The 17,281-nt window shown below is 66.5% G+C and carries 22 protein-coding genes; 13 read left to right on the forward strand and 9 right to left on the reverse strand.

Annotated elements, in window-relative coordinates; all coding sequences use genetic code 11:
- The coding region (locus SAS01S_RS18405) for a uroporphyrinogen decarboxylase family protein (RefSeq protein ID WP_281179337.1) at positions 1-391 on the reverse strand (391 nt) is incomplete at its 3' end.
- A gap of 287 nt (positions 392-678) precedes the next feature.
- Here SAS01S_RS18405 and SAS01S_RS18410 point away from each other — a divergent pair.
- The 11 genes from SAS01S_RS18410 to SAS01S_RS18460 all read left to right on the forward strand — a co-directional run bounded on the left by SAS01S_RS18410 (position 679) and on the right by SAS01S_RS18460 (position 7,486).
- Positions 679-1,491 carry a pyruvate, water dikinase regulatory protein gene (locus tag SAS01S_RS18410; RefSeq protein WP_066812336.1) on the forward strand — a complete coding sequence of 271 codons (813 nt, stop codon included), beginning with the start codon at positions 679-681 and terminating at the stop codon, positions 1,489-1,491.
- A complete protein-coding gene (locus SAS01S_RS18415; protein WP_084239199.1) occupies positions 1,488-2,078 on the forward strand; it encodes a Maf family protein in 591 nt (196 codons plus the stop codon). Before SAS01S_RS18410 ends, SAS01S_RS18415 begins: the two co-directional genes overlap by 4 nt.
- Positions 2,075-2,878 (forward strand): shikimate dehydrogenase family protein, encoded by an 804-nt coding sequence (locus tag SAS01S_RS18420; protein ID WP_066812337.1) that lies wholly within the window; start codon positions 2,075-2,077, stop codon positions 2,876-2,878. The genes SAS01S_RS18415 and SAS01S_RS18420 overlap by 4 nt, the downstream gene beginning before the upstream one ends.
- The gene (gene coaE, locus SAS01S_RS18425) at positions 2,875-3,468 is read left to right on the forward strand and encodes a dephospho-CoA kinase (RefSeq protein WP_066812338.1); all 594 of its coding nucleotides are present in this window, start codon (positions 2,875-2,877) and stop codon (positions 3,466-3,468) included. The genes SAS01S_RS18420 and coaE overlap by 4 nt, the downstream gene beginning before the upstream one ends.
- 8 nt (positions 3,469-3,476) lie before the next feature.
- The gene (dnaQ, locus tag SAS01S_RS18430) at positions 3,477-4,175 is read left to right on the forward strand and encodes a DNA polymerase III subunit epsilon (protein WP_066812339.1); all 699 of its coding nucleotides are present in this window, start codon (positions 3,477-3,479) and stop codon (positions 4,173-4,175) included.
- Positions 4,176-4,233: 58 nt separating this feature from the next.
- Complete coding sequence (gene hpf, locus SAS01S_RS18435) at positions 4,234-4,818, forward strand: ribosome hibernation-promoting factor, HPF/YfiA family (RefSeq protein WP_066812340.1); 585 nt, start codon at positions 4,234-4,236, stop codon at positions 4,816-4,818.
- A 27-nt stretch (positions 4,819-4,845) separates the two neighbouring features.
- Complete coding sequence (locus SAS01S_RS18440) at positions 4,846-5,313, forward strand: PTS sugar transporter subunit IIA (protein WP_066812341.1); 468 nt, start codon at positions 4,846-4,848, stop codon at positions 5,311-5,313.
- Positions 5,303-5,773, forward strand: a complete 471-nt coding sequence (locus SAS01S_RS18445) for a PaaI family thioesterase (RefSeq protein ID WP_066812342.1) — start codon at positions 5,303-5,305, stop codon at positions 5,771-5,773. Before SAS01S_RS18440 ends, SAS01S_RS18445 begins: the two co-directional genes overlap by 11 nt.
- Positions 5,770-6,105, forward strand: coding sequence for a DUF1491 family protein (locus tag SAS01S_RS18450; RefSeq protein WP_066812343.1), 336 nt, complete (start codon positions 5,770-5,772; stop codon positions 6,103-6,105). Before SAS01S_RS18445 ends, SAS01S_RS18450 begins: the two co-directional genes overlap by 4 nt.
- Positions 6,106-6,262: 157 nt before the next feature.
- The gene (locus SAS01S_RS18455; protein ID WP_066812344.1) at positions 6,263-6,934 is read left to right on the forward strand and encodes a cell wall hydrolase; all 672 of its coding nucleotides are present in this window, start codon (positions 6,263-6,265) and stop codon (positions 6,932-6,934) included.
- A 51-nt stretch (positions 6,935-6,985) separates the two neighbouring features.
- Complete coding sequence (locus tag SAS01S_RS18460) at positions 6,986-7,486, forward strand: MmcB family DNA repair protein (RefSeq protein ID WP_066589447.1); 501 nt, start codon at positions 6,986-6,988, stop codon at positions 7,484-7,486.
- 199 nt (positions 7,487-7,685) lie between these two features.
- Here the strand turns inward: SAS01S_RS18460 and purH are convergent, their stop codons facing one another.
- Genes purH through SAS01S_RS22660 form a run of 5 tightly spaced genes read right to left on the reverse strand, consistent with a single transcriptional unit; the run spans position 7,686 to position 13,160 of the window.
- Entirely contained in the window at positions 7,686-9,263 is a 1,578-nt protein-coding gene (gene purH, locus SAS01S_RS18465; protein ID WP_066812345.1) for a bifunctional phosphoribosylaminoimidazolecarboxamide formyltransferase/IMP cyclohydrolase, read from the reverse strand.
- Positions 9,264-9,312: 49 nt separating this feature from the next.
- Complete coding sequence (locus SAS01S_RS18470) at positions 9,313-11,037, reverse strand: heparinase II/III family protein (protein WP_066812346.1); 1,725 nt, start codon at positions 11,035-11,037, stop codon at positions 9,313-9,315.
- Positions 11,034-11,696, reverse strand: a complete 663-nt coding sequence (gene rpe / locus SAS01S_RS18475; RefSeq protein ID WP_066812347.1) for a ribulose-phosphate 3-epimerase — start codon at positions 11,694-11,696, stop codon at positions 11,034-11,036. Before rpe ends, SAS01S_RS18470 begins: the two co-directional genes overlap by 4 nt.
- Positions 11,697-11,704: 8 nt before the next feature.
- Positions 11,705-12,958 carry an RsmB/NOP family class I SAM-dependent RNA methyltransferase gene (locus tag SAS01S_RS18480; protein WP_066812348.1) on the reverse strand — a complete coding sequence of 418 codons (1,254 nt, stop codon included), beginning with the start codon at positions 12,956-12,958 and terminating at the stop codon, positions 11,705-11,707.
- Positions 12,951-13,160 (reverse strand): hypothetical protein, encoded by a 210-nt coding sequence (locus tag SAS01S_RS22660; RefSeq protein ID WP_169804984.1) that lies wholly within the window; start codon positions 13,158-13,160, stop codon positions 12,951-12,953. Before SAS01S_RS22660 ends, SAS01S_RS18480 begins: the two co-directional genes overlap by 8 nt.
- A gap of 75 nt (positions 13,161-13,235) precedes the next feature.
- Between SAS01S_RS22660 and SAS01S_RS18485 the strand changes: the two genes are divergently transcribed.
- Complete coding sequence (locus SAS01S_RS18485) at positions 13,236-13,394, forward strand: DUF1674 domain-containing protein (RefSeq protein WP_084239201.1); 159 nt, start codon at positions 13,236-13,238, stop codon at positions 13,392-13,394.
- Between the two features lie 169 nt (positions 13,395-13,563).
- Here SAS01S_RS18485 and nudC read toward each other — a convergent pair whose 3' ends face one another.
- From nudC to SAS01S_RS18500, 3 genes are read right to left on the reverse strand one after another with little or no spacing between them, the layout of a single operon-like run.
- Positions 13,564-14,436, reverse strand: coding sequence for an NAD(+) diphosphatase (gene nudC / locus SAS01S_RS18490; protein WP_066812350.1), 873 nt, complete (start codon positions 14,434-14,436; stop codon positions 13,564-13,566).
- On the reverse strand, positions 14,433-15,770 hold the full coding sequence (locus tag SAS01S_RS18495; RefSeq protein WP_066812351.1) for a serine hydrolase domain-containing protein: 1,338 nt from the start codon (positions 15,768-15,770) through the stop codon (positions 14,433-14,435). Before SAS01S_RS18495 ends, nudC begins: the two co-directional genes overlap by 4 nt.
- Positions 15,770-16,762 (reverse strand): A/G-specific adenine glycosylase, encoded by a 993-nt coding sequence (locus SAS01S_RS18500; RefSeq protein ID WP_066812354.1) that lies wholly within the window; start codon positions 16,760-16,762, stop codon positions 15,770-15,772. The genes SAS01S_RS18495 and SAS01S_RS18500 overlap by 1 nt, the downstream gene beginning before the upstream one ends.
- An 80-nt stretch (positions 16,763-16,842) precedes the next feature.
- Between SAS01S_RS18500 and SAS01S_RS18505 the strand changes: the two genes are divergently transcribed.
- A partial coding sequence (locus SAS01S_RS18505) for a DUF721 domain-containing protein (RefSeq protein ID WP_066812352.1) occupies positions 16,843-17,281 on the forward strand: 439 nt, incomplete at its 3' end.

Here is a 17,281-nt window from a genome sequence, read left to right on the forward strand (position 1 = left end):
GGCGCACCGTCTCGTACACCGGCTCGAGCCGCTCTGGCGCCGCCTGAAGCTCGCTAAGCGCGTTATCCACCAGCCTGGGGGCCAGGCGGGGTCCTTCGCCTTCCTCGAACCACAGACGTTGTCCCAGCGCCCAGGGCACCATCAGGATGTCGGAGAACAGGATCGCGCCATCCATGCCGAAGCGGCGGACCGGCTGCAGCGTGACTTCGCACGCCGCCTCGCTGTCGGTGGCGAGATCGAGGAACCCGCCTTTTTGTGAACGCAGCTCACGATATTCGGGAAGATAGCGTCCGGCCTGGCGCATCAGCCAGATCGGAGGCACGTCCCGGCGCTCGCCGAGCAACGTTGCGAGTAGGGGTTTTTCCGGAATCGGGGCCGTCCCAAGAGTCATATAGATATATAGATAAGAGGGTTGTTGTAGTTGTTGGCGCGTGGATGCCGGGGCTTATGCGTTCGTCCCGTAAATGCCAACAGCTTGACGGCAGCGGACTCACGCAGCCCCGCCGATTCCATTCTTTCGTCCCCGCAATCCACAGCCTGTGTGGGGAAACGTCCCCTGTCGATGAGGTTGTGGATGACCGATGGCTTTGTCCACCGCCGAGCACCGCTTGGCCGGGGGGATGACTTGCGCTAGCGGTTTTCCCGATGTTGCCCACAGGCTTTCCGGCACGCTGAAAAATGCGGCTCCATTTGCACCTCCTGTCCGATTCCACCGGCGAGACGCTGGAGAACATCGCCAAGGCGGCGCTGGCGCAATATGACGATGTCGAGACCATTCGTCATTTCTGGCCGATGGTCCGGAGCGAGGCGCATCTCGAGCGCATCCTGCAGGAAATCGCGCACAATCCCGGGCTGGTGCTGTTCACTTTGGTATCGGGCGAGATGCGGCGGGCGCTAGAGACGCGGTGCCGCGCCTTGGGCCTGCCCGCGGTGGCGCCGCTCGATCCGGTCAACGACGCTTTGTCCAATCTGCTCGGCCAGCAGGCCAAGGCGCGGCCCGGCCGCCAGCACGTGCTCGACGCCGCTTATTTCGCGCGGGTCGACGCGATCCAGTTCACCATCGCGCATGACGACGGCATCGGCTGGGAGAATTGGGAAGAGGCGGACATCGTCCTTGCCGGCGTGTCGCGCACGTCGAAGACCCCGACGTCGATCTATCTCGCCAATCGCGGCTACAAGACGGCCAATATCCCGATCGTGCCCGAAAGCCCGCCGCCGGCTAAATTGTTCGAGCTCCAGCATCCGATCGTCGTCGGCCTGACCACCAGCGCGGATCGTCTGATCCAGGTGCGGCGCAATCGCCTGCTGTCGCTCAACCAGTCCCCGGAAACCGCTTATGTCGACCAGGAAGCGGTGACCCGAGAAGTCGCCTTCGCGCGGCGGATGTTCGCCGATAATGGCTGGCCGGTGATCGACGTCACGCGGCGATCGATCGAGGAAACTGCGGCGGCGATCGTCGCCTTGATCAACGACCAGGCGGGCGACGAATGACCTTGATCCTTGCTTCGCAAAGCGCGTCTCGGCGAGCGATGCTCGATGCCGCCGGCGTCACCTATGTCGCCGAGCCCGCACGAGTCGACGAAGATGGCGTCAAGGCGGCAATGGCAGGCCAGCCGGCGCGCGACATTGCCGACGCACTGGCCGAGCTGAAGGCGTTGAAGGTGTCGCAGGCGCATCCCGGTGCGCTGGTCCTCGGCAGCGATTCGATCGTTGCGCTTGCCGACGGCAGGCTGCTCGACAAGCCGCTGACTCGCGACCAGGCCGGCGATCACCTCCGCGCCATGTCCAATGGAGAACATGCCTTGTGGAGCGCGGCGGTCATCGCCGAACAGGGCCGCCCGGTCTGGCGTCACGTCGATCGCGCGCGACTGTTCGTGCGGCCGCTGTCGGAAGCATTCATCCAAGCCTATCTCGACCTCGAATGGCCGGCGATCGCCGGCTGTGTCGGCTGTTTCCGCATCGAAGGTCCAGGCGTCCAATTGTTCGGCCGGATCGAGGGCAGCCATTTCACCGTGCTGGGCATGCCGTTGCTTCCGGTGCTCGACTATCTGCGCACGCGGGGGGAAATGACGTCATGAAATACGCCGAAGTGATCGGCGACCCGATCAAGCATTCCAAGTCGCCGCTGATCCACGGTTTCTGGTTGAAGGCGCTCGGGCTCGACGGCGATTATCGTGCCACCCACGTCACGCCAGCGGGGTTAGCGGATTATTTCGGCGCGCGCACGGCCGACCCCGACTGGCTCGGCTGCAACATCACCATCCCGCATAAGGAAACCGCGCTCGCCTTTGTCGAGGATCGCGGCGGAGTGAAGCAGTCGATCGGCGCGATCAACCTGGCGTTCCGTTCGGAGGGCGCTCTGATCGGGACCAATACCGATGCGGCGGGGTTCTACGCGCCGATTTCGGGGCTGGATCTGGCCGGCCAGCCGATCGTCGTGGTGGGCGCGGGCGGCGCGGCGCGTGCGATCCTGTTCGCACTGTCTCGCATTGGGGTGGGGCGAGTCACCTTGCTCAACCGCAATCCGCTCAAAGGCGCGGCGTTGCTCGCCAGCTTCGGGCTCAAGGGCGATGCGCTCAAGCTCGATTCGCCGCTGCCGCCCGCGGCCTTGCTGGTCAACGCCACCTCGCTCGGCATGGCGGGGCAACCGCCGCTCGATCTCGATCTGGCGCCGCTGCCGGAGGATGCGGTGGTGTACGACATCGTCTACGCGCCGCTCGAAACCGGGCTGCTCAAGGCGGCGCGGGCGCGCGATCTCGATACGGTCGACGGGCTCGACATGCTGATCGGCCAGGCCGCTTTGGCGTTCGAATTGCTGTTCGGCGCCGAACCCCCGCGCGATCGCGACGACGAGCTCAGGGCGCTGCTGACGTCATGAAGACGATTGGCCTTACCGGCTCGATCGGGATGGGCAAATCGGCGGTGGCGCAGATGTTCGCCGATGAAGGAATTGCGGTATTCGATGCCGACGCGGCGGTGCGCCTGCTTCAGGGCCCGGGTGGTCGATTGTTGCCGGCGATCGAAGCGGCGTTCCCCGGCACCACGGGTCCCGACGGCGTCGATCGCGCCGAACTCGGCGCCCGCGTGTTCGGCGACGACGCGGCGATCAAGCGGCTCGAGGCGATCGTCCACCCAGCGGTCGGCGAGGAGCGCGCCGCGTTTCTGGCACAACATGGCGACGACGATATGGTCGTGTTCGACATTCCCTTGCTGTTCGAGACCGGCGGCGATCGTAACGTCGATGTCGTCGTGGTGGTGTCCGCCGACGCCGCAACCCAGCAGGAGCGCGTCCTGGCGCGCCCCGGCATGACTCGCGAACGGTTCGCCGACATTCTCGCTCGCCAGACTCCCGACGCGGAAAAAAGGGTGCGCGCGGACCATGTTATCGCGACCGATTGCCCGATGGATCAAACCCGTACCGCCGTGCGTAGGGTGATAGCTTGCGTCCGTGCCAGCCAAGACCGATAAAAGGACAAATGCGCGAAATCGTCTTCGACACCGAAACCACCGGCCTCTCCTTCAGCGGGGGCGACCGTATGGTCGAGATTGGCTGTATCGAGATGGTCAATCGTGTCGAGACGGGGCGCAGTTTTCACCTCTATTTCAATCCCGAACGACCGATGCCGGTCGAGGCATTCCGTATCCACGGCCTGTCTGATGTCTTTCTCTCGGACAAGCCGCGCTTCCACGAAAAGGTCGACGAGCTGCTCGAGTTTCTCGGCGATTCGCGGCTGGTCGCGCACAATGCCAGTTTCGACTTCGGCTTTCTCAACGGTGAGCTCGGCAAGCTGGGGCGCGAGGTTATCTCGCTCGACCGCATGATCGACACCGTGGCGATGGCGCGCCAGCGCCATCCCGGCGCCAAACATTCGCTCGACGCGCTGTGCACGCGCTACGGCATCGACCGCAGTCACCGCGTGCTCCACGGCGCGCTGCTCGACGCGCAATTGCTGTCGCAAGTCTATATCGAGCTGACCGGCGGCCGCCAGATCGGCCTGACCCTCGTCAGCGAGGTCGAGGAAAGAATCGAAATCTCCGTGATCGACACCGATCCGCGCGCCGCCCAACCGCGGCCGATGCGCGTATTCGAGCCGAGCGCGGAGGAACTGGCGCGCCACGCCGGGTTCGTGGCGACGCTCAAAAACCCTTTATGGGGGGCCGAGGCGTCCGGTTGACGCGCGTTGCGAGGGACAAGGCGAATGCGCCACCGTCGCCAAGAATGGAGAAGAGAAAATGGATATCCGTGTCTCGGGACATCAGGTTGAAACGGGCGAAGCGCTGAAGAGCCATGTCCAGGATCGCCTCCAGGGTATTGCGGACAAATATTTCTCGCGCGCCATCTCAGCTCAGGTGACCTTCGGGAAAGGCCCGCACGACAATCGATTCAAATGCGATGTCGTCGCGCATGTCATGCATGGCCTGGTGCTCAAGGCCAGCAACGACGGTAATGACGCGCATGGCGCGTTCGACGGATCGGCCGACAAGATCGAGAAGCAATTGCGCCGCTATATGCGCCGGCTGAAGGATCGCAAGGCAGCCGGGACGATCGTCAACGGCGAGGCCGAACCCGACGCCAATGCCGGTTATACTTTGTTCCAGGAATCGACCGATGAGGACGAAGCGGGCGATGCGCCGCTGATCATCGCCGAAACCCGGGTCGACGTGCCCGAGGCATCGGTGTCCGACGCAGTGATGATGCTCGATCTGCGCAATACCCAGGCGCTTATGTTCAAGAATAGCGGGACGGGGTCGTACAACATGGTCTATCGCCGCGGCGACGGCACGATCGGCTGGGTAGAGCCGCAGCGCGCCAGTTAAAAGCCAAAAGCCGGAAGAAAGCGCGATATGATCGACCTGTCGGACCTGGTCCGGCCCGAGGCGGTTGCCGAGGGGCTGGCGGCGGCGAGCAAGAAAATGCTGTTCCAACAGCTCGGCGCGCTCGCCGCGACGGCCTATGGCATCGACGCCAAGGCCGCGGCCGAGGGACTCGCCCAGCGCGAGAAGCTCGGTTCGACCGGTTTCGGCGGCGGCATCGCCATTCCGCACGCGCGGATCGAGGGAATCGATGCGATCCGTGGCCTGTTCGTCGAGCTCGCGCGCCCGCTCGATTTCGCCGCGGTCGACGATCTGCCGGTCGACCTGGTGTTCGCTTTGTTTTCGCCGCCCGATGCCGGCGCCGCGCACCTCAAGGCGCTGGCGCGGGTGTCGCGGCTGCTGCGCGACGCCGCGTTCGTCGCCAAATTGCGCGGCGCGGGATCGAAGGACGCACTTTATTTCCTGCTGACCCAAGATGAGGCCAGGGATGCCGCCTGACCCGGGCGGGACCGATTCGGGCGCCCGGGCGCATTTCCGTGCGCTCGAATCGCTCTATGCCGCGGCGCCGATCAACCAATTGTTCAAATCGCGCCTGGAAATCCCCGAAAGCGGCATCGCGCGGATCCACTTCGAGATCGGTGAGCAATATTATCATGCCGGCGGTGCGGTCCACGGCACGAGCTATTTCAAGATGCTCGACGACGCCGCTTTCTATGCCTGCAACAGCCTGGTCAGCGATCGCTTCCTGCTGACCACCGCGTTCAACCTGCTGTTCACCCGGCCACTAAGGGCCGGACCGGCGATCGCCGAGGGCAAATGGGTCAGCGGCCAGCGCCGCGTGTTCGTCGGCGAAGCGCGGCTGATCGACGAGCAGGGCGAGGAAGTCGCGCGCGGCACCGGCACGTTCATGCGATCGTCGATCGCGCTGGCCGGTCTGCCGGGCTATCGTTCGGCGTGAGCGCGCGGCTGGCGACCGGCGCGCTGGTCAATGCGCTGGTCCGCCGCGCAAACCAGGCAGGCGGTTTCGCCACCGTCCTGGCCAAGGGCGACGCGACCGCCGGCGCCGTGCTCGTCGTGGCGCAGGATCGCGGCCAGAATGCGCGGCTATGGGAACGCGGGATCGGCCCGAGCGGCGATGTCGAGCTGATTGCAGTCGGACCGGAAGGCGATTCGCAGGCGCAGACCGACTATTGGACGAAACGCCGCCGAAACGACCCCGATCTCTGGGTAGTGGAACTGGATATCCCGCAAGCGGAACGGTTCGCCGCTGAAACCTTGGTCGGCGATTGACTTGCTGCGCTGCACAATACAAGGGATTATTCACCAATTATCCGCGTTGTGCCGGAATGGGGTGCGATCCCTAACGGTTACGCAGTCGGGTGGTGGTCCGGGCGATCCTTTTCCTTGCGATCGAGTCCGCGCCCCAACCGCACTTTAGCAAGTCTAAATGCTGTTTTCCTCTCGCGCCGCGAACCTCGCGGCGACGTTCATTGCACTAACCACGCTCGCCGGTTTCACCGTCTCGAGCAAGGCCCTGGGAGCGGATCGCGACGCTGCGCTGATCCCGGCAATCGCCACCACGGCTACCAGTTCCGCCATCAACCCATCAGTCCCCAAGCCGGTTCCATCGATCGGTCAGAGTGACGGTGCGCCGACCTCCTCCAACGAGGTCCGTTCGGCGGCCCCGGCGCCCGCGCCGGGCTTGCAGTTCGCCAGCCTGGCCGCGGCAGTCGCCGGTCAGGATGTTGGCGACGATGTCGATTCGGAGCTGTCGTGCCTTGCCGGCGCGGTCTATTTCGAATCGAAGGGCGAGCCGCTCTCCGGCCAGCTCGCAGTCGCCAATGTGATCATCAACCGCACCAATTCGGGCCGCTTCCCGCGCTCGATCTGCGGCGTGGTCAAGCAGCCGGGACAATTCTCGTTCATCCGCGGTGGCGCGATTCCGGCGATTCGCTCGGCCGCGCAATATCGTACCGCGATGGCCATCGCGCAGGTCGCTATGGACAAGGAATGGGACAATCCGACCCCCGGCGCGCTCTATTTCCACGCCCGCCGCGTCTCCCCGGGCTGGGCCCGTCCGCGCGTCGCGACGATCGGCAACCACATCTTTTTCCGGTAAAAACGCGCGTCGGGTCTTCCCGATGTTCCGGTGATGTTCTAAAGCGGGGGGATGCTTGATGCGTCTCCCCGCTGTCCCCCGACAGGAACCGAGGCGCTGTGCGCGGCTGATGTCGCGCGCGGCGTCATTCGCATGCTGGCGCGCCACGATCTCGCGGCGATGACCGAAGTGCCGCTCGATGGCGGGCGCCGTGCCGACATCATGGCGATCGATTCGCGCGGCCAGATCGTCATCGTCGAGATCAAGGTGTCGCGCGCCGATCTGCTCGGCGACGGCAAATGGTTCGACTATCTCGACCATTGCGACCGCTTCTTCTGGGCCGTGCCCGACGGTTTCGACCACGGCCCGCTCCACGGCGAAGCGTTCCTGCCCGAACGCTCGGGCGTGATCATCGCCGACCGCTACGACGCCGCGATCCTGCGCGAAGCAGCGACACATCCGCTGAGCACGCCGGGCCGTAAGAAGTGCACGCTCGCCTTCGCGCGTCGTGCTGCCCGGCGGGCTAGCGGGTTGGCAGATCCTGAGCTTGGGTTTTTGCTGCAGGCGGAGTGAATTTGCTCGCACAAAGACACGAAGCCACGAAGGTTTGCGGGATAGCCTGACCGTTTTCGGCCCGTTCAACTTGCCAAGGCAGGCGAAAAGGAGCCTCGCGCAGCGAGGCTCAATATCGGCCAGTTTTCCGCGCATTCCGCTAGACCAACCAGCCCTTCTTTGTGGCTTCGTGTCTTTGTGCGAGACCTCTTGCAGGAAATCAGTGCCGGAAGTGCCGCATCCCGGTGAACACCATCGCCAGCCCGGCCTCGTCGGCGGCGGCGATGACCTCGTCGTCGCGGATCGAGCCGCCCGGCTGGATCACCGCGGTGGCTCCCGCTTCGACCGCCGCGAGCAGTCCGTCGGCGAAGGGGAAGAATGCGTCCGAGGCGACGGCCGAGCCGATCGTGCGCGGCGTTGCCCAGCCGGCTTTGTCGGCGGCGTCCTTGGCTTTCCAGGCGGCGATCCTCGCGGATTCGAGCCGGTTCATCTGCCCCGCGCCAACGCCGGCGGTGGCGCCGTCCTTGGCATAGACGATGGCGTTCGACTTGACGTGCTTGGCGACGGTCCAGGCGAACAGGCAATCGGCCAATTCCTGCGCGCTCGGCTGGCGCTTGGTCACGGTCTTGAGATCGGCGGCGGTGACGCGGCCATTGTCGCGGCCCTGGATAAGCCAGCCGCCGGTGATCGCCTTGGCGTCGAGCCCGGCGCGCGCCGGATCGGGCAATTCGCCGGTCAACAGCAGCCGCAGATTCTTCTTCGCGGCGAATAGCGCCAGCGCTTCCTCATCGGCGTCGGGCGCAACCACGACTTCGGTGAAGATCCCGGTGATCTGCCGCGCCGTGGCGGCGTCGAGCGGCCGGTTGACCGCGATGATCCCGCCGAATGCCGACACGGTGTCGCACGCAAAGGCCTCGGCATAGGCCGTTTCCAGGTTCGCGGCGGTGGCGACGCCGCACGGATTGGCGTGCTTGACGATGACGCAGGTCGGCGCGGCATCGCGGAATTCGGCGACGAGTTGCAGCGCCGCGTCGGCGTCGTTGAGATTGTTGTAGCTCAGCTCCTTGCCCTGCACTTGCCGCGCCTGGCCGATGCCGCGCGCCGAGGGTCCAGCATGGCGGTAAAAGGCGGCTTGCTGATGCGGGTTCTCGCCATAGCGCAGCACGGTCGGCTGGTTGAGGACCAGCGGCAGCGTGTCGGGAAACATCTGGCCCTGGTCGGCAAAGCCGAACCAGCTCGCGATCATCGAATCATAAGTCGCGGTCGCGGCGAATGCCTTGGCGGCGAGCTTCTTGCGCTCGTCGAGTGTGGTCTCGCCCTTTTCGAGCAAGGCATAGTCGGCAGGATCGGTGACGATCGCGACGAAAGCATGGTTCTTCGCCGCCGAGCGCACCATCGACGGGCCGCCGATATCGATATTCTCGATGATCTCGTCGCGCTCGGCGCCCTTGGCCACGGTTTGCGCGAAGGGATAGAGGTTGACCACGACCAGATCGATCGCGCCGATCGCATGGTCTTCCATCGCCTTGGCATGGTCGGGATCGTCGCGCACCGCGAGCAGGCCGCCATGGACCATCGGGTGGAGCGTCTTGACCCGCCCGTCCATCATCTCGGGGAAACCGGTCAGGTCGGATACGTCGCGGACGTCCAGCCCGGCGTCGCGCAGCGCCTTGGCGGTGCCACCGGTCGAGACCAGTTCGACACGCTTGGCCGCGAGTCCCGTCGCCAATTCGACGATTCCGGTCTTGTCCGAAACGGACAGCAGCGCCCGCCGGATGGGGACGATGTCGGTGGCCATGGCGAATTCCTGTGCTGGGCTGGGAAGCAGACGCCGCCCCCATTGCCGATCAGGTCGCGCGCTTCAAGGCCCAGCTGATATTCTCACCGCCCGCCGCCGCCTCGCCGCTGACCACCAATTGCTGGGTGGAGACCGGCCGCCCGTCGGGGTCGATCCACAAACTCTCCTCGATCGTCAGCGATCCACCGCGGCAGCGGAATTGCCACAGCCGTCCCGAGGGCAAGCGTAAAAGTGCCGCCATGCCGTCAGCAGTCGGCGCCGCCTCGACTCCTGCCCCCAGATGGAAGCGGATCGCGAACGGGATCGTGCCGACCTTGCGCTTGCGTCCGGCCGGCAACAGCATGTCGTCGCCGCGCAATTCGCGGCCGTCGCCTGCCAGCAGCAATTGGCGGCGGTGAAGGAACCCGAACCGCCGGGCATAACCGTCATGGCTCGCCTCGAGCCGGCTGGCGCCGTTGCTTTCCTGCCGCGCCAGTTCGACCTCGGCGACGCCCTTGCCCAAGGTGCCGTCGGCATGGATCGCGGTCGAATTGCTGTCGCCGACCACCAGGGTCGAATGCGCCGCGGTGGTGCGCAATCCTTCGGACAGCGTCGCCGGAATCTGCGCGATCGCCGCGCGCGCGCCGCCGCAATTGACGATCAGCCGCTCGGCGCCGTCGGACATTTCCAGCGCCAGGGTCGACGCACAGCCGCCCTCGGCCAGCCTCGACACCGGCGGTGGGGCGGCATCGACGATCACCACTGCCTCGGCCTGCGCCAGCCGCTGATAGCCCCAGTCGCGCGCCTGACGCAGCGGCCGCGCGCGCACGCCGGTCGCGGCGACGATCTCGTCGATCCGCTCGCCACGGATCGGGCCGCCGCCTTGCCAGCTCGAGAGACCATGATCGCCGTGACACACGCCTTGCAGCGCCGGGACCATCCGGCCGAGCGCGGCGGACAAGGTCGCCGGTGGCGCCAGCCGCCGCGCGGTATAGGCCTCGCGCAGCGCGGTCAGCAGCATGATGATGTCGACTTGCGCCAAGGGCGCGCGCGCGATCACGCCGCCATCCTCGTACACCGCGCCTTCGATCGCCTTTTCCAGCCCATCCTCGCCGATCTGGCGGCGCGGGTCGCCGCCCGGGATCAGCAGCCCGGCGCAGATCACCCCGCACCAGGCGGCGATCCGCGCCACCCCGGCCGGGGCCTTGTCGGCGCTGCGATCGAGATGGCGGGCGCCGCGCGCCAGCGTGTTGAGCACCTTGCTGCGATAGACCAGATCGGACGACGACAGGATCAGCGGCGCATGCGCGGTCCAATGGAGGATGCGGCGGCCCCACAATTCAGGCGTCCAGGCCGGTTCGCTGACCTTGTCGGCGTGGACTTCCAGCCACAGCCGCATGATCGTCTCGGCGATCGGCACCCCGACCGGACGCGTCGCTACGGTCGACAGGTCGCGCAGCCAGGCGAAGCTGTGCAGGTGATGCGCCAGCGGCTTCGACCATTCGGGCTTGGCGAAATCGAGATCGGCGATCGCCACGCTGTCGCCGCGCAGCGCGATGCGTCCGTCGAGCAAGGCATTGCCGCGGCGCGGATCGCCAACGAACGGATCCTCGGGCACCGCGACCAGCTTGAGCGGATGGCGGCCGCGCAGGCGAAGGGCATGGAGCGGGGTGCGCCAGGCGAGCTTGCGGAAGCGTTCGGCAACCCGGTCGGCGAGCGACAGGCCGGCGCTGCTCCCGATGCGGATCAGCCGCTTACCTTCGTCGATGCCGTCTGGCGCGCGCTCGTCGGTCACCCGCCCCTCAACGCCGCGATATTGGCGGCATAGGCGCTTGGCCCGCCGCGGAAAGTGGCAGTGCCCGCGACCAAAGCATCGGCACCCGCCGCGATCACTTGGGGCGCGGTCTCGCGATCGATCCCGCCATCGACTTCCAGGTCGACGTCGAGCCCCTGCTTGTCGATCATCTTCCTGATCGCTTCGATTTTGCGCAGCGCCGACGGAATGAAGCTCTGCCCGCCGAAGCCGGGATTGACGCTCATCACCAGCACCAGGTCTATTTCCTCGAGCAGATAATCGAGCGCCTTGGCCGGGGTCTGCGGGGTCAGCACGACGCCGGCGCGTTTGCCCAGGCTGCGGATGTGGCGAACGCTGCGATGGGTGTGCGGCCCGGCCTCGACATGGATCGAGATGGTGTCGGCGCCCGCTTCCGCGAACTGGTCGAGATAGGGATCGACCGGCGCGATCATCAGATGGACGTCGAGCGGCTTGGCGGTGTGCGGGCGAATCGCCTTCACCACTTGCGGCCCGATCGTGATGTTGGGGACGAAATGTCCGTCCATTACATCGACATGGATCCAGTCGGCGCCGGCGGCGTCGATCGCGCGGACTTCCTCGCCCAGTTTGGCGAAATCGGCGCTCAGGATCGAGGGGGCAATGCGGACGGGATGAGACATGCCCTGCTCTAACCAGCCCTCGCGAATCGGGCAATGAAGAAGCCGTCGCAACCGCCCTGTTCTTCCAGCGCACCTGGCAGAATGCGTACCCAGCCGTGTGGATTGGGGGCAATTCCGGCGGGAAGCTCGTCAGCACGGACCGGATCGAGGGCGAAATCGGGGTTGGCGGCGAGGAAGGTCTCGACTTGCTCCTCGCCTTCCTCGCGCTCGAGCGAGCAAGTCGCGTAGACCAGCTTGCCGCCCTTTTTCACCCAACCTGCCGCCTGGACCAGCAACTGGCGCTGCAGGTGTGCCGCTTCCTCGATGATCGCGGGGTGGACGCGGTGGAGCACGTCGGGATGGCGGCGGAAAATGCCGGTCGCGCTGCACGGCGCATCGAGCAACACGGCGTCGACAGGTGCCGGCGGCGACCAGAAAGCGACGTCGGCGGCGACTATCTCCGCCGTCAAATGCGTCCGCGCCAGATTGTCGCGAAGTCGTGCCAGACGACTTTCCGACGCGTCGATCGCGGTGACCGCCCACCCCGCGGCGGCGAGCTGCATCGTCTTGCCACCGGGCGCGGCACAGGCGTCGATGACGCTCCCCTTCCCCGGCCCGAGCAAGCGCGCGGGGATCGCGGCGGACAGATCCTGCACCCACCAATCGCCGTCGGAGAACCCGGGCAAATCGGGAATCGCGGTGCCACGCGGCAGGCGGCGCTGGCCGGGCATCAGCTCGAGACCCTCAGGCCCCTCCTCTCCACCCAGGGTCAGGTCGACTGGCGGTGGCTCGGCGATCGCGCGGCGCGCCGCCTGCACCATGTCGTCGCCCCAGGCCGCTTGCCAGCGCGCGGTGACGGCATCGGGCAGAGTCGGCGGTTCGGGCAAGGTCGCCTTGCGCCGGTCGAGCGTACCGAACACGCCATGGACCAATTTGCGCGGGCCGCCATCGACCAGCGGCAGCACGGTCGAGATCGCGGCATGCCCCGGCGTCCCCAGCCGCAGCGACTGGGCGAGTGCGATGCGCAGCGCGAAGCGCGCCTTGGCGTCATGCGGCAATGGTCGCTGCGTCGCCGAATCGATCAGCGCGTCTAGATCCAGCAGGTGCCGCAGCACTTCGGCCGCGATCGCCCGGGCCAGCGCACGGTCGTTATCCGCCTTCAGGCTGGACAGCACGCGTGGTGCCGCCTGGTCGATCGTCTCGCCGCGGCGAAGCACGGCGTCGAGCAGGCGAAGTGCGGCTTGGCGGGCGGGGACTCCAGGAGGAAGCGGGGAATTAGACAAGCAGGAAATATCCGATCGTGAAGAGCGCAGCGATCCCAACGAGCCAGATGATCAGGCCGAGGACAGTGGCGGCGATTTTATTGACTGGCCGATCCGGTCTGATCACTTTCAGCACGAATGCGCCTGTGCCCCACATCAACGTGTCGAGGATCGCGTCGACGAACAATTCTGCTATTAGACTGCCCAAAAGGCCCTCCGGCACGATCGGCTATTGCGCCGACCGCTTGCTGCTCCAATGTGGCCCGTCGACGACCAGCGTTCAATCAATGGACCCATCATGCCCCGCCCGCCGCACGTCAAGCCGCCCGCTTACCTCACGCCGAGCCCGCCGGTGCCCGAACCGGAAAAGGTCGAGCCGTCCAAGGACGATCCGCTGGGCGAGGATCCGACGCGGTACGGCGACTGGACGCTGAAGGGCATCGCGGTCGATTTTTAGCCTTCGTCACCCCGGGCTTGTCCCGGGGTCCACCGGGCGGCAAGCCCGGGAAAAGAAGCTCTTGCTATGCGCTAACCTGCACCGTGGATGCCGGGACAAGCCCGGCATGACGGTCAAACCTGATCGTGCTCGATTAAAACTGCTTAAGCTGGGATGAGAGGCGAGGCATCTACCCCTCGTTCACCCACGCCGTCAGCAAGGTATGCGCAATCGCGTAATGCGGGGGCGAGAGGAACGGCGCGGACGAGTCGCCGGCCAGCGACTTGCGGACATCCTCGCGGCTGACCCACATCGCATCCTGCAGCTCGTGCGGATCGATCGTGATGACGTCGTCCTCGGCCTCGCCGATGCAGGCCATCATCAATGACGAGGGGAATGGCCAGGGCTGGCTGGCGATGTAGCGCACGTTGCGGACGCGGATGCCGGCTTCCTCGAAAATCTCGCGCGCGACGGCTTCCTCGATCGATTCGCCCGGCTCCATGAACCCGGCCAGCGCCGAATAGCGACCCGCCGGCCATTGCGGCCCGCGACCGACCAAGGCGCGGCCCGAATGTTCGGCGATCATGATCACCACCGGGTCGGTGCGCGGGAAATGCTCGGCGCCGCACTTGGGGCACAACCGTCCCCAGCCGGCGCGGAACATCGCGGTCTGCGTCCCGCAATTAGGGCAGAATTGATGCCGGCTATGCCAATCGAGCACGCTTCGCGCCGCGGCATAGGTTTCCGCTTCTTCCGGCCGCATCAGGTCGAGCGCGCGGAACAGGCTGGGCGAGCGTCCGGCCGGCGCGCGCATCCCCGGCACATAAGCGGCGAAATGCGGCTTGCCGTCGATCAGCCCGAGCAGGACCAATTCGGCGTCGTCGGGCGCGTCGGCCAGGCTGGTCCAGCCGAGTGTGCCATCCTCCGCCACCTCGGGCTCGAAATTGTCGAGCTTGAGCAGCCTGGCGCGCCAGTCGCCCATCGCCGCCGCCAGTTTCTCGGCGTCGTGACGCAGCGGATCGGCCCGATCGAGCGGGCTGCCGGTGAAGCCGGGGCGAATCACTTGGTCTTGTAACGCTGCATGTCGCTGATCAGCGCCTTCACCGTCTCGTCGCGGATCGGCCATTTGTCGGCGGGGAAGTAATTGACCATGATCGTGCCGCGGATCTTCTTGACCGGGTTTACCCAGGCCGCGGTGCCGGCGGCGCCGCCCCAACCATAGGTGCCAGCGCCCATCGAATTCGCCTTGTCCTCCAGCACCACCGATCCGCCGGCGCCGAAGCCCATCTTCGGCCCCGAGGTTCCGCCGGTCGCGCCGCCCACGCCGCCGAACTCGACTCCAGGGGGCAGCAGGTTGGACATGGCGATTTTGGCTGTCTCCGGCTTCATGATGCGCACGCCGTCGAGTTCGCCATAGTTCTGCAGCATGTGCAGGAACCTGTCGTAATCGCGCGCCGACATCACCAGTCCGGCGCCGCCATAGGGGAAGCTCGGCGTCGTCAAATAGACCGAGGTCGCGGCGGGATCGAATGCGAACATCTTGTCGCCAGGCAGGAAAACGTAATTGGTCGACAGCCGACCGACTTCGCTCGCCGGCACGGCCCAATAGCTCGACTTCATCTTGAGCGGGTCGAAGATGCGCGCCTGGACGAAGGCGTCGAACCGCATCCCGCTCGCTTTCTCGATCACCGCGCCCATCACGTCGAGCCCGATCGAATAGCTCCATTTGGTCCCGGGATCGGCGATCAGCGGCACAGTCGCGACCTTGTTGGCGAATTCCTGCAGCGTCGCGGGCCGCGTCTTGCGCTGGTTGGTCTCGTCCGCGGCGTTGATCTGGCCGGGGGTGAGACCCTTGTCGATGTACAGCTGGAGCAACGGCCCCTTGGTGACGATGGTATAGCCCAGGCCGGCAGTGTGCGTCAGCAGGTTGCGGATCGTGATCGGGCGCGCCGCCGGGCGGCTGTCGATCGTATTCTCGTTGAGCTGGACGCGCATGTTCTTGAACGCGGGCAGGAAGTCGCTGACCGGCTCGTCGAGCTTCATCTTGCCGTCTTCGATCAGGATCATCGCCGCCATCGCTGTGATCGGTTTGGTCATCGAATAGACCCGCCACAGGCTGTCGGGACCGGCCGGCGCGGCATTGGCGTCGGTCGCGATCTTGCCCGCCGAGACGAACGCGGTCGGCAGGTCGCCGCCGCCGAACGCGCCGACGATCCCCGGCATCTTGTTGGCGGCGACGTACGAATCATAGAGCGCCTGGGTCGCCGGCAGCGGGCTGGCGGTCGCGGGGGCCGCGGCCGGCGCGGGGAGCGGCACGCTTGCGGTCTGGGCGATGCCGGCGCCGGCCAGCAAGGCGATCGTCACGGTGGCGGTGAGGAAAGAGGTCAGGCGGATCATCAAGGCTCTCCTGTCGCGCTCGCCGCCTTGGCGAAGACGGTCGGCAGACCTGCTTCCCCCAGCGACTCGATCGGCCACCATAAGGCACCGTCGGGCGCTGCATGGCGATCGATCGCCGCGGTCGCAAGCACGAGTTTCAATCTGAAATGGGTAAAGACGTGCTCGACCGTGGCGGGGAGCAGGTGCCAATCGGCGGGCGCTGGAGCATCGGCCAGGCCAGGCGGCTCGGCGCTCCACGGGCCGGTCGGCAGCGCGCGCATGCCGCCGAGCAATCCCTTGGGCGGACGCCGTACCAACAGCACGTCGCCGCCATTGCGCGCCCAGAAGATGGTCCCGTGCCGCGTCGGCTTGTCGGCCCTGGCCGGCTTGACCGGATAACGCTCCTGATCGCCCGCCGCATAGGCTGCGCATTGCTCGCGCAGCGGGCACAACAGGCATTTGGGTCCGCGCGAGGTGCAAATCGTGGCACCCAGGTCCATCATCGCCTGGGCGAAATCGCCGGGGCGTTCGGCCGGCGTAAGCGTTGCCGCGGCCGGGCGGGTCGCGGCCTTGTCCTCCAGCCGGAACAATCGCGCGACGACACGCTCGACATTGGCATCGACCACGGTCGCCGGCTCGTCGAACGCGATCGCGGCGATCGCGGCGGCGGTATAGTCGCCGATCCCGGGCAGCGCGCGCAGCTCGGCCTCGGTGCGCGGGAAGGCGCCATTGTGCCCTCCGACCACCGCGCGCGCGCAGGCGACCAGGTTGCGTGCTCGGGCATAATAGCCCAGCCCCGCCCAGGCCGCCATGACGTCAGCCTCGTCGGCGCGGGCCAGGCTGGCGAAATCGGGCCAGCGCGCGACCCAGGCGGCGAAGCGCGGCCCGACCGTGGCGACGGTGGTCTGTTGCAGCATCACTTCGGACAGCCAGACGCGATAGGGATCGGCACGCTCGCCCGGCCCGGCGCGCCACGGTAGGGTGCGGCGATGCGTGTCGTACCAGCGCAGCAATGTCGGCGCGACAAAACCGGACAAAGATGGTGCGGAAGGAAGCTTGGCGGCCACCCCGCGGCTATGGCATGGATGGCCGAATGAGCAAACGCGCGACCCCCAAAGGCCCCGCCAAACCTGCGCCTGCCAAAGACCTTGGGCGGCCGCGAGGTGGACCGGCGCGCGCGGTCGGCGACTTGCTGCCCCAGGTCGGCGGCGCGGCGTTCCGCCGCTTCGGCTTCGTCCAGTCGGGAATCGTCACCCGCTGGGCGGAAATCGTCGGCCCCAAATATGCCGGCGTGTCGTCGCCCGAATCGATCCGCTTTCCGCCGGGCAAGAAAGCCGAGGGCGTGCTCACCGTCACGGTGAAGGGCGCGCATGCGGCGATGATGCAGCATATCGCGCCGGAGATCGTCGAGCGGGTCAACCGCTTCTTCGGCTATGCCGCGGTCGCGCGGCTGACGCTCAAACAAGGCCGTGTCGCCGAGCGCCCGGCGCGCGCCGCGCCGCCCAGCCTGCGCCCGGCGCCCACCCCGCCCG

The sequence above is a fragment of the Sphingomonas asaccharolytica NBRC 15499 genome, assembly GCF_001598355.1.
In the GTDB taxonomy this organism is placed as follows: Bacteria; Pseudomonadota; Alphaproteobacteria; order Sphingomonadales; family Sphingomonadaceae; genus Sphingomonas; species Sphingomonas asaccharolytica.

Coding starts and splice junctions, on each gene's coding strand:
- SAS01S_RS18410 (WP_066812336.1), top strand. CDS start 679: ATGCGGCTCCATTTGCACCTCCTGTCCGATTCCACCGGCGAGACGCTG.
- SAS01S_RS18415 (WP_084239199.1), top strand. CDS start 1,488: ATGACCTTGATCCTTGCTTCGCAAAGCGCGTCTCGGCGAGCGATGCTC.
- SAS01S_RS18420 (WP_066812337.1), top strand. CDS start 2,075: ATGAAATACGCCGAAGTGATCGGCGACCCGATCAAGCATTCCAAGTCG.
- coaE (WP_066812338.1), top strand. CDS start 2,875: ATGAAGACGATTGGCCTTACCGGCTCGATCGGGATGGGCAAATCGGCG.
- dnaQ (WP_066812339.1), top strand. CDS start 3,477: ATGCGCGAAATCGTCTTCGACACCGAAACCACCGGCCTCTCCTTCAGC.
- hpf (WP_066812340.1), top strand. CDS start 4,234: ATGGATATCCGTGTCTCGGGACATCAGGTTGAAACGGGCGAAGCGCTG.
- SAS01S_RS18440 (WP_066812341.1), top strand. CDS start 4,846: ATGATCGACCTGTCGGACCTGGTCCGGCCCGAGGCGGTTGCCGAGGGG.
- SAS01S_RS18445 (WP_066812342.1), top strand. CDS start 5,303: ATGCCGCCTGACCCGGGCGGGACCGATTCGGGCGCCCGGGCGCATTTC.
- SAS01S_RS18455 (WP_066812344.1), top strand. CDS start 6,263: ATGCTGTTTTCCTCTCGCGCCGCGAACCTCGCGGCGACGTTCATTGCA.
- SAS01S_RS18460 (WP_066589447.1), top strand. CDS start 6,986: ATGCTTGATGCGTCTCCCCGCTGTCCCCCGACAGGAACCGAGGCGCTG.
- purH (WP_066812345.1), bottom strand. CDS start 9,263: ATGGCCACCGACATCGTCCCCATCCGGCGGGCGCTGCTGTCCGTTTCG.
- rpe (WP_066812347.1), bottom strand. CDS start 11,696: ATGTCTCATCCCGTCCGCATTGCCCCCTCGATCCTGAGCGCCGATTTC.
- SAS01S_RS18485 (WP_084239201.1), top strand. CDS start 13,236: ATGCCCCGCCCGCCGCACGTCAAGCCGCCCGCTTACCTCACGCCGAGC.
- SAS01S_RS18495 (WP_066812351.1), bottom strand. CDS start 15,770: ATGATCCGCCTGACCTCTTTCCTCACCGCCACCGTGACGATCGCCTTG.